Raw genomic sequence first — 12,436 nt, 5'->3', positions numbered from 1 at the left:
GCCTCTGTTAACCACGAAACCCGCATACCGCTCCCGATATCCGGATTCTGCCGGAAGCGTCGCTGTTCCAGGGTCCATGCATGATACGACATCTTGGTCTGAAAACCGCCGTGGCGGCTCTTGTCCTGGGCGCGGCCTCGCCGGCCCTTGCGCACCCCCATGTCTGGGTCACCGCCAAGGCTGAGATCGTATTCGCGCCGGATGGGAAGGTGACGGGCGTGCGCCATCACTGGACCTTCGACGAGGCCTACACGGCCTACGTGACCCAGGGCCTCGACACCAACGGCGACGGCAAGCTCTCCCCGGAGGAGCTCCAGGACCTGGCGAACGAGAATGCCGCCTCTCTGAACGAGTTCGATTACTTCACGGTGCTGAAGGCCCGCGGCAAGCCGCAGAGCTTCGACTCGCCCCGGGACGCTCGGATGACCATGGAGAAGACCCAGGTCGCCATGTCGTTCTTCCTGCCGCTCAAGGCGCCGGCGCTCCCCTCGGGCGCCGTGTCCATCGAGATCGAGGATCCGACGTTCTTCGTCTATTTCAGCCTGTCGGACGGCCAGACGGCCGTGTCGCTCGCCAATGCCCCGCAGGGCTGCGTGACGAGCATCGCCAAGGCCAAGCCGCTCGAGGCCTCCATGCAGCAGATCCTGCAGAACGAAGGCGCGATCCAGCCTCAGGATATCGGGGTCGAATATTCCAACCGGGCCATCATCGCATGTCCCTGACGTCGGACGCCCCTGCCCTTCCTGGCGCGGGCCGGACGCCGTTGTGGCGCCGGCTCGGCCTCGCGCTGGCTGCCGTGGCGATCGTCGCCCTGGCCATGGGGCTGATCGGCCTGTGGCTGGGTCCGATCGGCAAGGCGCCGCCGCGCAACCCCTTCGGCATGGGCCTGCGCGAGGCGACGCCCTCGGGCAGTCTCGGGGCCTGGATCCTGTCCGTGCAGTCGGGCTTCTACGGCAGCCTGCAGGCCGGCGTGCGGGCGATGAAGGAGAACGGCTCCGCCCTGTTCTCCCTGCTGCTCGTCGGCTTCGCCTACGGGGTCTTCCATGCGGCCGGGCCCGGGCACGGCAAGGGCGTGATCTCGGCCTATCTCGTGGCCGACGAGAAGGCCCTGCGCAAGGGCTTCCTCTTGAGCCTGGCGGCCGCCCTCGTGCAGGCGCTGGTCGCCATCGCGATCGTGGCCGTCGTAAGCCTCGCGCTGCGCGCCACGGCGTCCACCATGAACAGGCTCGCCATGAACGTGGAAGTGGCGAGCTTCCTGGCCGTCGCCCTGCTCGGCGCCGTCATGACCTGGCGCAAGGCCGGCAAGGTTCTCGGCGTGATGGCGCTCGCCCGGAACCCTTATGCGCCCGTCCAGGAGGATTGCGACCATGTCCACATGCCGCCGCCACAGGAGCTCGGCCGCCTGACAGGCTGGAGGGACATGGCCGGCGTGGCGCTCGCCGCCGGCATCCGCCCGTGCGCGGGCGCCCTCATCGTGCTGGTCTTTTCCCTGTCCCAGGGCCTCTTCGCGGCCGGCATCGCGGCGACCTTCGCCATGGCACTCGGCACGGCGCTCACCACGGGGGCCATCGCGGCGCTCGCGGTCTTCTTCAAGGCCATGGCCCTGAGGATCGCCGGCGGACGCGGAGCCTCGGGCGCCGTCGCCATCGCGGGCCTGGAGCTTCTGGCCGCCGCGTTCGTGCTGGTGCTGGGAGGAAGCCTCCTCTACGGTCTCCGGGCAGGCGGCTAGAGTCCCAATGATCCGCCGTCGGAGCGCGGATCGTGCACCGCCTCGACGCGACCGTTGCGCGGGTGCTTCACCAGCATGCCCGCATGACCGAAGCGTCCGGAATAGGCCTCCTCCGTCTCTTCGACGGCATGGCCGAGCCGTGAGAGGCCGCGGATCAGGCCGGGATCGAAACCGCTTTCCACCTTCAGCACGACCTCGCGCTCGCGCAATCTCGCATCCAGCAGCCAGCGGGGCGCTTCCACCGCGTCGGCGAGGTTCATGCCGGCATCCGCATAGCGGGTGAAGATCTGGCTGAGAAACTGGGGCTGGGTTTCGCCGCCCATCGCGCCGAAGGACAGCACTCGCCCGTCGTCGAACACGGCCATGGCCGGATTGAGGGAATGGAGCGGCCGGTGGCCGGGCTCCAGACGGTTGCGGCTTGCCGGATCGAGCGAGAAGGCCGTGCCGCGGTTGTGCCAGAGGACACCCGTCGCCGGTAGCAGGCAGCCGGAGCCATAGGCCCAGAACACGGACTGGATATAGGATACGGCAAGACCGTCACGGTCGATGGCGCCCATCCAGATCGTGTCGCCGTCGATGGGGCGCGGCAGGGGAAAGGGCGCAGCCCGCGTCATGTCGATGAGGGCAGCCTCCCGTTCCAGCGCCTGGGGCGTCAGGAAGGAGGCCGGGTCACGAACGAGGTTCCGCGGGTCAGCCACCACCCGGTCGCGGAGGGAGAAGGCGCGCTTCGAGGCCTCGATGAGCCCGTGATGGCGTTCAGGCGTCTCGCCTCCGAGCCCCTTGAGCCGCTCGACCATGCCCAGGATCAGCAGGGTGGCCAGTCCCTGGCTCGGCGGCGGCAGGTTGTAGATCGTGGAGCGATTCAATCGAACCGACAGAGGCTCCACCACGCGGGCACGATAGGTCTCGAGATCCTTACGGGTGATCGGGCTGCCGATCCGCTCGAGATCCAGGGCGATCTCCCGCCCCACATCGCCCCGGTAGAAATCGCCGAGACCCGCATGGGCGAGCTGCTCCAGGGTGTCGGCGAGGCGCGGCGTCCGCCTCTGGGTGCCCTCCGGCGCTCTCTTGCCTTCGACCAGGAAGGCTTCGGCGAAACCGGGAACCCCGTAGAGGGCCGCCTCCTCGCCGGTCTTGAACCACTCCTCGGAGCGGGAGACCGGGTAGCCGTCGCGGGCGAAGCGGATGGCGTCGCCCAGCAGGAGGTCGACAGGGAGAGTCCCGCCCAGCGCCCTGGCGAGCTCCAGCGCCAGCCCCCATCCGGCCACCGCCCCGGCCACCGTGAGCGCCGCATCGGCCCCTCGCGGCGGGACGGCGTCGTAGCCCTTGTCCCGGTACCGCTTGATCGTGGCGAGGGAACCGGCCGGCCCTGAGGCATCGAGGGCGTGGACGCGGCCCTTCGGCTCCCGGACCAGCCAGAAGCCGTCGCCTCCCAGGCCGTTCATGTGCGGGTAGACCACGGCGATCGTCGCCGCCATGGCCACCATGGCTTCGACCGCGTTGCCGCCGGCGGCGAGAATGGTCTGGCCGGTCTCGGCCGCAAGAATGTGAGGGGCCGCAACGGCGGCCGTCGAGAAGACGTGGGTTTCGGGCATGGGCTCTTGAATGTGAGGCGCGACAGAATGAGATTCGGGGAGAACTTGCACCCGAGGGGGCGTTTAGGGTAGTCCCCTTTGCAGCAAACGGAGTTAGGCAAAAGTGGCTCAGGCGAAAAGCACCAACTGGCGCAACGTGATCACCATCATGAGCATCATGATCCTGGTGGGCGCGGAGGTCTTCGGCGTCGCGATCGCCGCCGGGTGGGCCATCGCCGGCCTGTTCGAGCTCGGCGACTACGTGGGCTACGCGCTGATGGTTCTGTTCAGCCTGTTCGCCATCTACATCCTGGTCCATCTCTGGCGCCGCTGCGTCGCCGTCGAGCCCCTGACCGGACGGGCTTAAGGGCCCTCGCACGCCTTCATGACGATCGGATCGGCCCCGGGCGGCACATAGGCCTCCATCGGGCGGCATTCGCCCGCGATGCAGATCCGCCAATCCGCCGTCGCGCCCGAGCGGCGCATGACCACCTCGGCTAGGGGCGGCAGGCTGGGCTTCCACGACCAGACCCCGTTGATGAACTTGGCCTCTGGCGGAGGCTCCATGCCGGCCCCGGAGCCGCGCACCCGCGCCTCGACGAGTTCGAGCCCGGCTGGGGTCGAGCGCCAATGCTCCTCCCAGACGATCCTTTCGACCGAATGGGTCCAGGCGAGCGTGATCGCGCCCGCCATGAGGGGCGCGACCGTTGCGCCGGCGATCAGGCAGATCATCAGCCGATGGCGGGTGTGGCGACCTGGCGGGACCGCCAGACGTGGAAGCCGACGAAAAGACCCGCGAGCACGAAGCCAACCTCGTCGGTGAGCGGGATCGCCGCCACGAGGAAGGCCGCCGCCACCGCTGCCCAGAGGCGCTCCCACCAACTTACGGACTTAAGGAAATAGCCCACGGAGGCCACGCCCCAGAGTGTCATGGCAAGAGTCGCCTTGAGCACGATGTAGACCACCGCGAGCCAGTAGCCCGCCCCCTCGAGCCCAGGCACCGGCTGCAGCATCAGGGTGGGGTCATAGACGGCCATATAGGGAATGACGAAGCCGGGCAGCGCGATCCTGACGGCCTGGATGCCGATCTTGAGGCCCGATTCCTTCGCCATGGGGGCCGCCGCGAAGGCCGCAAGCGCCACCGGCGGCGTCAGGTCCGCCATGATGCCGAAATAGAAGACGAACATGTGCGAGACGATGAGCGGAACGTCGAGCTGCAGCAGGATGGGAGCGGCCAGCGACGAGGTGATGATGTAGTTCGGGATCGTCGGGATGCCCATGCCGAGGATCAGGCTGAAGATCATGGTGAGCACGAGGGCCGCGAAGATGTTCTCCTTGCCGATCGAGATCATCCAGGTGCCCACGATGGTGCCGAGGCCGGTGAGCGTCATGGTGCCGATCACGATGCCGACCACCGCGCAGGCGAGGCCCACGGGAAGCGCCTGACGGGCCCCGTCCGCCAGCGCGTCCACGCAGGCCTGCAGGGTCGTGCGGCCCCGTCCCGAGAAGGCGTTCCACAGGCACAGGCCGGCCACCACGAGAACGACGAGCGTCACGGTCGAGGCGAGCGAGTATGCCGAGAGCAGGGCGAGCCCGATCCAGAAGGCGATCCGCAGCGCCGGCGTCGCGAAGCCGGCCACGATGGCCGTGCCGAGGATCAGCGCAACGGTGAGCGACAGGCCGACGGCCCCGGCGAAGAGCGGCGTGTAGCCGGTAAAGAGCAGGTAGACGAGAACGCCGAGCGGGGCGATGAGGAACCACTTCGTCCTGAGCTCGGTCCAGGCGTTCGGCAGTTCCGACTTCGGGAGGCCGCGCAGGTTGCGCTTGCCGGCCTCGAGATGCACCGCGAGGTAGCAGGCGGCGAAATAGAGGACGGCCGGGATGATCGCCGCTTCGACGATCTTCGAATACGGCACGTCGATGGTCTCGGCCATGATGAACGCCACGGCGCCCATGACCGGCGGCATGATCTGGCCGCCCATGGACGAGGTCGCCTCGACGCCGCCCGCGAAGGCCGAGGTGAAGCCGAAGCGTTTCATGAGCGGGATCGTGAACTGGCCCGACGCCACCACGTTGGCGACGCCCGAGCCCGAGACGGTGCCCATCAGGGCGGAGGACGCCACGCAGACCTTGCCGGGCCCGCCCTGCTTGTCGCCGAACACCGCCATCGAGATGTCGTTGAAGAAGTCGATGACACCGGCCTTCTCCATGAAGGCGCCGAACAGGATGAACAGGAAGATGTAGGTCGCCGAGACCAGCGTCGGCGTCCCGTAGATGCCTTCCGTGCCGAAGGACATGTGCTCGATCACCTGCTCCAGCGAATAGCCGCGATGATCGAGGGGAGCCGGCAGGAGATGCCCGAACAGGCAATAGGACAGGAACAGGCCGGCCACGATGGGAAGCGCCGGTCCCATGACGCGCCAGATGAGATAGATGAGGATTGCGAGCCCGGCGATGCCGACGACAAGATCGAGGGTGGTGAGCTCACCCGCGCGGATGACCAGCTCCTCGTAAAGCGCCCAGTGGTACAGGCCCACCAGGAAGCTCGTGACGCCGACGATCCACCCAACGGCGCGCAAGGACGAGGACCCGGACCGGTGGTTGGCGATCATCGCTCCGGCCACGAGGCACAGGAAGCCCACGTGAATCGTGCGCACGACCTGGCTCGGCATGCTGCCGCCGAACCAGAGGACGAGCCCGAAGGCGCCCGCGATGGCGATCCAGGCGAGCACGCCGTCGAGGATGCGGCGGCGGCGCACGGCGAGCCCGATCAGCCACGCGGCCCAGGCCGCCATGGCCACGGCCCAGAGATGCGTGAGGTTCAAGGACGCGATGAAGGGCTGATCGAGCGGGATGCCGAAGGACGTGATGATCTGGAACGTGGAGAACGCGACGGCGATCCAGAAAAGGACCCTGCCCGTCAGACCCTCGCCGAAGCTCTCCGGCAGGCCGTGTTCCGGGTTCACGGTGTCAGCCGGCGCTTCCATCTGGGCGAGTTCGGAACTGTTCGCTCCCTGGCTCATGACGCTTCCTCAACGGTTGTTCTTCTTGTCACAAAAAAGCCGGAGCAGTTCACCTGCTCCGGCTGGAATGTAAATCGGCCGAAGGGTTTAGGAGCCCTGCTTCTTGATGCCCTTCTCGTCGAAATAGCGCTGCGCGCCCGGATGCATCGGGACGGGCATGCCGGAGAGCGCGCTTTCGAGCTTGATGTCCTTGGCGGCCGCATGGGCGGCGGCGAGATCCGGCAGGCTCTCGTAGATCGCCTTGGTCATCTGGTAGACGGTCTCGTCCTTCACGCCCGAATGGGTGACGAGGTAGTTCACCACCGCGGCCGTCTGCACGGGAGCGGTCTGGCCTCCGTACGTGTTGGCCGGGATCGTGGCCTTCACGTAGGGCGTGCCCACCTTGTCCACGACGCTGGCCGGGATTTCCACCACGACGATCGGCACCGAGGTGGCCAGGTCGCGGATGGACGAGACGCCGAGGCCGGCCGATTGCAGGGTGGCGTCGAGCTGGCGGTTCTTCATCAGTTCGACGGATTCACCGAAGGGCAGGTACTCGACCTTGCCGAGATCCTTGTAGGTCAGGCCGGCCCCCTGGAGGATCGCCCGGGCGTTGAGCTCGGTGCCGGATTTGGGCGCGCCGACGGAGAGGCGCTTGCCCTTCAGGTCGGCGAGCGACTTGATGCCGGATTCCTGCGTCGCCACGATCTGGATGTAGTTGGGATAGATCGCCGTGATGCCGCGCAGCTTGTCGAGCTTGCTCTTGAAGCCGGCCTCCTCATCGCCGGCCCAGCCCATGGCGAGGCTGTCCCCGAGGGTGAAGCCGATCTCGCCCTTGCCCTGCTGCAGGAGGGTGAGGTTTTCCACCGAGGCCTTCGTGGCCTGGACCGAGGGGCGGGAGCCCTGGACCTTGTCCGTGAAGACCTTGGAGAGGGCGACGCCGAGCGGGTAATAGACGCCCGAGGTGCCGCCGGTGAGGACGTTGATGAAGTCCTGGGCCTGGGCCGGCAGGCTGGTTCCCGCAAGCGCAAGGGCGGCCGCAGCGCCGACGGCGCGGCGCATGACTTTCCGAAACATGGCGTACTCCCTATCTGATGGCGCAGTTATTCCTACGCCTGTGTGTGGGGTAACTTTGCCCGCTGACGAAGATTTCTCAAGAGGCTATGAGAGACTTAATCCTGCCACCTTGGTCGGTAGGGGTGCGTCCTCCCAGAGATCACATGCGCTCATCCATGATCAACCGCCGCCGCTTTCTCCAAACCGCCACCGCCACGGCCGCCCTTGCCGCACAAGGTTTTTCCGGTGCAGCCCTGGCCCAGCAGGCTCTGAAGACGGGAGCTCCCGCGCCGTTCTCGTTTGAGGATCTGAAGAAGCGCGCACAGGAGATGGCGCGCTCCGCCTATGTGGCGCCGCAGAGCCCCTCCCCCGAGATCCTGTACCAGATCGACTACGACGCCCACGGCAAGATCCGCTTCAAGACGGATCTGGCCCTTTGGGCCGACGGCCCCAGCGAGTTCCCCGTCACGTTCTTCCACCTGGGCCGCTTCTTCCAGAAGCCCGTGCGCATGCACGTGGTCGAAGGCGGGCAGGCGCGCGAGATCATCTACGACAGCGACTATTTCGACATGCCGCCGGATTCCCCCGCCCGGAAGCTGCCGGACAATTCGGGCTTCGCCGGGTTCCGGTTCCAGGAGGCGCGGGGCGGCAAGCTCGACTGGAGGAAGAACGACTGGGTGGCCTTCCTGGGCGCCTCCTATTTCCGCGCCATCGGCGAGCTGTTTCAGTACGGCCTCTCCGCCCGCGGCCTCGCCGTTGACGTAGCGGTCTTCGGGAAGAACGAGGAGTTCCCCGACTTCACCCACGTCTATTTCGAGACGCCGCAGCCGGGCTCGAACACGGTCACCGTCTACGCCCTCCTCGACGGCCCCAGTGTGTCCGGCGCCTATCGCTTCGTCATGCAGCGGGCCGCTTCCGTCATCATGGACATCGAGAGCGCCGTCTACATGCGCCAGGACGTGAGCCGCCTCGGCCTCGCGCCCCTCACCTCCATGTACTGGTATTCGGAGAAGGCGAAGACCACCGCCATCGACTGGCGCCCGGAGATCCACGACTCGGATGGCTTGGCCATGTGGACCGGAACCGGGGAGCGGATCTGGCGTCCCCTCAACAACCCGCCGCGCATCATCACGTCGGCCTTCACGGACGAGAACCCCAAGGGCTTCGGCCTACTCCAGCGCGACCGGAACTTCGACCATTACCTCGACGGCGTCTATTACGACCGCCGCCCTTCCCTCTGGATCGAACCGCAGGGCACCTGGGGCCGGGGCTCCATCCAGCTCGTCGAGATCCCGACCGACGACGAGATCCACGACAACATCGTGGTCATGTGGGTGCCGTCCGAGCCGGTGCGGGCCGGTCAGGCGATCGAACAGCGCTACCGGATGCACTGGGCGGCGGAGGAGCCCTATCCGACGCCGCTCGCCCGGGTGGTCGCCACCCGTCTCGGCAACGGCGGGCAGGCCGGCACCGCGCGCCCGAAGGGCGTGCGCAAGTTCATGGTCGAGTTCATCGGCCAGCCCCTGACCAAGCTGCCGAGCGGCGTGATCCCCAAGCCCGTGCTGAGCGCCTCCCGGGGCGAGTTTTCGAACATCCTGACCGAGGCCGTGCCCAACAACGTGCCCGGCCACTGGCGCACCCAGTTCGACCTGACGGTCACCGGGACTGAGCCGGTGGAGATGCGCTGCTACCTGCGCAACGAGAACGAGGTTTTGAGCGAGACCTGGCTCTATCAGTACCATCCGACATTCTGAGTCTCCGTCTCCCCGGCGGCTCGGAGCCATCACGTCCGCCCCTCGGTCATCACCGGACCTGTCCCGGTGATCCCGATATCGTGAGGCGCCGCGCTCTTTCGTATCGGGATGGCCGGCACGAAGCCGGTCATGACAAGAGGAGGGTGGAATCGCCAACACGCAGAATGTCGGGATTGGTCTTGTAAACCATAGCCTTGAGGGTTGCGTATAAAATACTATACGCCCCTGGAAATCACCCTCGAACCGGTCTATGTAATGGACCATGTCGCATGGCCACCACCATCATCATCACGGGCACGAGCATCGGGCGGTTGCCGCCGCCCCGACCTTTTCGCTCCTGCGCCTATCGGTCGGGCAGCGCCTGACGGCAACGGCCGTCGTGCTGGCCGGGTTGTGGCTGCTCGTCTTCAGCGTGACGGGGTAACGCATGTCCGCAGCATCGGCCGCCATTCGTTTCGACGAAGTCACCCTCGGTTACGGCCGCAGGCCCGCTGTCCATCACCTCGACGGCGAGATCCCGGCCGGCAGCCTGATCGCCGTGGTCGGGCCCAACGGGGCCGGCAAGTCCACCCTGCTCAAGGGCATTGTCGGCACGCTCAAGCCCCTCGAGGGCCACATCCGCCTGAAGGGCTCCTCTCCTGGCATCGCCTACCTGCCGCAGGCGGCGGAGATCGACCGGTCCTTCCCGCTCTCGGTCTACGATCTCGTGGCCATGGGCCTCTGGTCCCGCTCCGGCCTGTTCGGCGGCATCGCGCGGCGCGACCGGACGAAGATCGAGGAGGCGCTGGCGGCCGTGGGGCTCATCGGATTCGAACGGCGCCCGATCTCGACCCTGTCCGGCGGGCAGATGCAGCGCGCGCTGTTCGCGCGCCTCCTGCTGCAGGATGCTCCCGTGATCCTGCTCGACGAGCCGTTCACCGCCATCGACGCCAAGACCACCGCGGATCTGCTCGATCTGGTGCGCCGCTGGCACGCGGAATCCCGCACGGTGGTCGCCGTGCTCCACGATCTCGACATGGTCAGACGGACCTTCCCGCAGAGCCTGCTGATCGCCCGCGAACCGGTGGCCTGGGGCGAGACGCCCGACGTGTTGCAGCCTGAGAACCTCCTCAAGGCGCGGCGCATGGTCGAAGCCTACGATCCGCATGCGGATGTCTGCCACCGCAACGTCGCGTAAGGACGTCCTCTCATGCTCGACTTGGTCTATGCGCCTTTCGCCGAATTCGAGTTCATGCAGCGCGCCCTGGTGGGGGTGATCGCCATCGCGCTTGGCGGCGGCCCTGTCGGGGTGTTCCTCATGCTGCGCCGCATGAGCCTGACCGGCGACGCCATGGCGCACGCGATCCTGCCCGGAGCGGCGGTCGGGTATCTTCTGGCCGGCCTCTCCCTCCCGGCCATGACGATCGGAGGTCTGTTTGCCGGAATCGTCGTGGCGGTGGCGGCCGGCCTCGTGTCCCGCTTCACCTCCCTGAAGGAGGACGCCTCCCTCGCCGCCTTCTACCTGCTGTCCTTGGCGCTCGGCGTCACCATCGTGTCGCTGCGCGGCTCCAACGTGGACCTGCTGCACGTCCTGTTCGGCACGGTGCTGGCACTCGACGACGATACCCTGCTGCTGCTCGCCTCCATCTCCACTCTGACGGTGCTGGCGCTCGCCGTGCTCTACCGGCCACTGGTGCTCGAATGCGTGGATCCGGTCTTCCTGCGCTCGGTGAGCCGCGCCGGCACGCCCACGCATCTGATCTTCCTCGGGCTCGTGGTCATGAACCTCGTCGGCGGCTTCCATGCGCTCGGGACCCTGCTGGCGGTGGGCATGATGATGCTGCCCGCGGCCGCCTCCCGGTTCTGGACCAGCGACATCACCATGATGATGCTGGTCTCCATCGTCATCGGCATCGCGTCGGGCGTAAGCGGCCTTCTGCTCTCGTTCCATGCGGAGCTGCCCGCGGGACCGGCGATCATTCTCTCGGCCGGCGCGGTCTATGTCGTGTCCCTCGTGCTCGGGCGCGAGGGCGGCCTGCTGTGGCTCGCCTGGCCCGGCAGGCATCTGGAAGCCTGACCTCCTTCATGAAGGACCAACACCCATGCTGACGCGAAGAGCTGCCGTATCCCTTCTGGCAGGATGCCTCGCCCTTGCCGCATCCACACCGTCGATGGCGCAGGGCGCCGACAGGCTGAAGGTCGTCGCGACGTTCTCGATTCTCGGCGACATGGTGCGCAACGTCGGCGGCGAACGCGTCGAGGTCGCGACCCTCGTCGGCCCGAACGGCGATGCCCATGTCTATTCTCCGACCCCGGCCGACGGACGGCGTCTGGCCGAGGCCCGCATCGTCTTCACCAACGGCCTGAAGTTCGAGGGATGGATCGACCGTCTCGTGAAGTCCTCCGGCACCAGGGCCGCGACGATCGAGGCCGGCAGGGGCGTGAAGGCTCTCAGGGGCGAGGACGAGGGACACGGGCATGGCCACGATCACGGCCATGGCGGCGCCGACCCTCATGCCTGGCAGAGCATCGGCAACGCGAAGATCTACGTGGCCAATATCCGCGACGCCCTGATCGCCGCGGACGGAGCCGGCAGGGCCACGTACGAGGCCAATGCCGCCGCCTACCTCAAGCAGCTCGACGACCTGGACGCGGAGGTGAAGGGGCTCGTCGCCGGAATCCCGCCCGAGCGTCGCAGGATCATCACCTCCCATGACGCCTTCCGCTACTTCGAGGAGGCCTACGGCATCGATTTCGTGGCGCCCCAGGGCGTCTCGACCGAGGCGGAGGCCTCGGCCAAGGACGTGGCCCGCATCATCCAGCAGATCAGGCGCGAGAGGATCGCCGCCGTCTTCGTGGAGAACGTCTCCGACGCCCGACTGATGGAGCGCATCGCCAAGGAAACCGGCGCCAGGATCGGTTCGCGAGTCTATTCGGACGCGCTCTCCGAGCCCGGCGGGCCCGCCGGGACTTACATTGACATGATGAGACACAATATAAGGGCTTTCAGCGCGGCCTTGTCGAGCTGAAAGCCCTGATCGCTGCGGCGTCCGGTGTCATTCCCGGCGCGCAGCGAGGGAAGGGAAACCAGGTCGGCTCCCGAAGCCTGGATCCCCTTCCCGGCCCTCCCGGGCCGCCGGGGATGACACCACCCATTCTGGAAGCTCCGATGACCGACAAGATTCCCGTCACCGTCCTCACAGGCTATCTCGGCGCTGGCAAGACCACCCTCCTCAACCGCATCCTGACCGAGCAGCACGGCAAGAAATATGCCGTGATCGTCAACGAGTTCGGCGAGATCGGCATCGACAACGAACTCGTCGTCGGCGCCGACGAGGAAGT

13 protein-coding genes are annotated in these 12,436 nt (G+C 67.0%); 9 read left to right on the top strand and 4 right to left on the bottom strand.

Translation table 11 applies throughout. The features are described from left to right. Positions 1 to 80 precede the first annotated feature (80 nt). Both KBI52_RS27645 and KBI52_RS27640 read left to right on the top strand, forming a co-directional pair. A complete protein-coding gene (locus KBI52_RS27645) occupies positions 81 to 722 on the top strand; it encodes a DUF1007 family protein (protein WP_173946062.1) in 642 nt (213 codons plus the stop codon). Then, the gene (locus tag KBI52_RS27640; RefSeq protein WP_210812385.1) at positions 713 to 1,729 is read left to right on the top strand and encodes a nickel/cobalt transporter; all 1,017 of its coding nucleotides are present in this window, start codon (positions 713 to 715) and stop codon (positions 1,727 to 1,729) included. The genes KBI52_RS27645 and KBI52_RS27640 overlap by 10 nt, the downstream gene beginning before the upstream one ends. Here the strand turns inward: KBI52_RS27640 and KBI52_RS27635 are convergent. After that, a complete protein-coding gene (locus KBI52_RS27635) occupies positions 1,726 to 3,324 on the bottom strand; it encodes a gamma-glutamyltransferase family protein (RefSeq protein WP_210812384.1) in 1,599 nt (532 codons plus the stop codon). The two genes, KBI52_RS27640 and KBI52_RS27635, sit on opposite strands and share 4 nt — an antisense overlap. 148 nt (positions 3,325 to 3,472) lie before the next feature. Between KBI52_RS27635 and KBI52_RS27630 the strand changes: the two genes are divergently transcribed. Beyond that, positions 3,473 to 3,670, top strand: a complete 198-nt coding sequence (locus KBI52_RS27630) for a hypothetical protein (RefSeq protein WP_173946073.1) — start codon at positions 3,473 to 3,475, stop codon at positions 3,668 to 3,670. Here KBI52_RS27630 and KBI52_RS27625 read toward each other — a convergent pair. The 3 genes from KBI52_RS27625 to KBI52_RS27615 form a co-directional block, all read right to left on the bottom strand. After that, positions 3,667 to 4,035: a DUF1850 domain-containing protein gene (locus tag KBI52_RS27625; protein WP_173946059.1), complete on the bottom strand. Its 369-nt coding sequence runs from the start codon at positions 4,033 to 4,035 to the stop codon at positions 3,667 to 3,669. The two genes, KBI52_RS27630 and KBI52_RS27625, sit on opposite strands and share 4 nt — an antisense overlap. Beyond that, positions 4,035 to 6,326 (bottom strand): TRAP transporter permease, encoded by a 2,292-nt coding sequence (locus KBI52_RS27620; protein ID WP_173946058.1) that lies wholly within the window; start codon positions 6,324 to 6,326, stop codon positions 4,035 to 4,037. Before KBI52_RS27620 ends, KBI52_RS27625 begins: the two co-directional genes overlap by 1 nt. Positions 6,327 to 6,413: 87 nt before the next feature. After that, complete coding sequence (locus KBI52_RS27615) at positions 6,414 to 7,367, bottom strand: TAXI family TRAP transporter solute-binding subunit (protein WP_173946072.1); 954 nt, start codon at positions 7,365 to 7,367, stop codon at positions 6,414 to 6,416. Between the two features lie 170 nt (positions 7,368 to 7,537). Between KBI52_RS27615 and KBI52_RS27610 the strand changes: the two genes are divergently transcribed. From KBI52_RS27610 to KBI52_RS27585, 6 genes are all read left to right on the top strand, one after another. Further along, positions 7,538 to 9,115 (top strand): glucan biosynthesis protein, encoded by a 1,578-nt coding sequence (locus KBI52_RS27610; RefSeq protein WP_173946071.1) that lies wholly within the window; start codon positions 7,538 to 7,540, stop codon positions 9,113 to 9,115. 262 nt (positions 9,116 to 9,377) lie between these two features. Further along, positions 9,378 to 9,539, top strand: coding sequence for a hypothetical protein (locus tag KBI52_RS27605; RefSeq protein ID WP_173946057.1), 162 nt, complete (start codon positions 9,378 to 9,380; stop codon positions 9,537 to 9,539). 3 nt (positions 9,540 to 9,542) lie between these two features. Further along, complete coding sequence (gene aztA / locus KBI52_RS27600) at positions 9,543 to 10,292, top strand: zinc ABC transporter ATP-binding protein AztA (RefSeq protein WP_210812383.1); 750 nt, start codon at positions 9,543 to 9,545, stop codon at positions 10,290 to 10,292. A 12-nt stretch (positions 10,293 to 10,304) separates the two neighbouring features. Continuing rightward, positions 10,305 to 11,171, top strand: a complete 867-nt coding sequence (aztB, locus tag KBI52_RS27595; RefSeq protein ID WP_173946055.1) for a zinc ABC transporter permease AztB — start codon at positions 10,305 to 10,307, stop codon at positions 11,169 to 11,171. A gap of 25 nt (positions 11,172 to 11,196) precedes the next feature. Next, positions 11,197 to 12,123: a metal ABC transporter substrate-binding protein gene (locus tag KBI52_RS27590; protein ID WP_210812382.1), complete on the top strand. Its 927-nt coding sequence runs from the start codon at positions 11,197 to 11,199 to the stop codon at positions 12,121 to 12,123. 140 nt (positions 12,124 to 12,263) lie between these two features. Beyond that, positions 12,264 to 12,436: GTP-binding protein (locus KBI52_RS27585; protein ID WP_305797871.1), on the top strand; the 173-nt coding region annotated here is incomplete at its 3' end.

Source organism: Microvirga sp. HBU67558, from assembly GCF_018069605.1.
In the GTDB taxonomy this organism is placed as follows: Bacteria; Pseudomonadota; Alphaproteobacteria; order Rhizobiales; family Beijerinckiaceae; genus Microvirga; species Microvirga terrae.
The sequence above is the reverse complement of the archived record's forward strand: the minus strand, read 5'-3'. Positions and strand labels throughout refer to the sequence as shown.

What these genes read in the sequence shown, in the direction of transcription:
- KBI52_RS27625 (WP_173946059.1), bottom strand. Translation starts at nt 4,035, where the DNA reads ATGATCTGCCTGATCGCCGGCGCAACGGTCGCGCCCCTCATGGCGGGC.
- aztA (WP_210812383.1), top strand. Translation starts at nt 9,543, where the DNA reads ATGTCCGCAGCATCGGCCGCCATTCGTTTCGACGAAGTCACCCTCGGT.
- KBI52_RS27610 (WP_173946071.1), top strand. Translation starts at nt 7,538, where the DNA reads ATGATCAACCGCCGCCGCTTTCTCCAAACCGCCACCGCCACGGCCGCC.
- KBI52_RS27615 (WP_173946072.1), bottom strand. Translation starts at nt 7,367, where the DNA reads ATGCGCCGCGCCGTCGGCGCTGCGGCCGCCCTTGCGCTTGCGGGAACC.
- KBI52_RS27640 (WP_210812385.1), top strand. Translation starts at nt 713, where the DNA reads ATGTCCCTGACGTCGGACGCCCCTGCCCTTCCTGGCGCGGGCCGGACG.
- KBI52_RS27590 (WP_210812382.1), top strand. Translation starts at nt 11,197, where the DNA reads ATGCTGACGCGAAGAGCTGCCGTATCCCTTCTGGCAGGATGCCTCGCC.
- KBI52_RS27645 (WP_173946062.1), top strand. Translation starts at nt 81, where the DNA reads ATGATACGACATCTTGGTCTGAAAACCGCCGTGGCGGCTCTTGTCCTG.
- KBI52_RS27635 (WP_210812384.1), bottom strand. Translation starts at nt 3,324, where the DNA reads ATGCCCGAAACCCACGTCTTCTCGACGGCCGCCGTTGCGGCCCCTCAC.
- aztB (WP_173946055.1), top strand. Translation starts at nt 10,305, where the DNA reads ATGCTCGACTTGGTCTATGCGCCTTTCGCCGAATTCGAGTTCATGCAG.
- KBI52_RS27620 (WP_173946058.1), bottom strand. Translation starts at nt 6,326, where the DNA reads ATGAGCCAGGGAGCGAACAGTTCCGAACTCGCCCAGATGGAAGCGCCG.
- KBI52_RS27630 (WP_173946073.1), top strand. Translation starts at nt 3,473, where the DNA reads ATGAGCATCATGATCCTGGTGGGCGCGGAGGTCTTCGGCGTCGCGATC.
- KBI52_RS27605 (WP_173946057.1), top strand. Translation starts at nt 9,378, where the DNA reads ATGTCGCATGGCCACCACCATCATCATCACGGGCACGAGCATCGGGCG.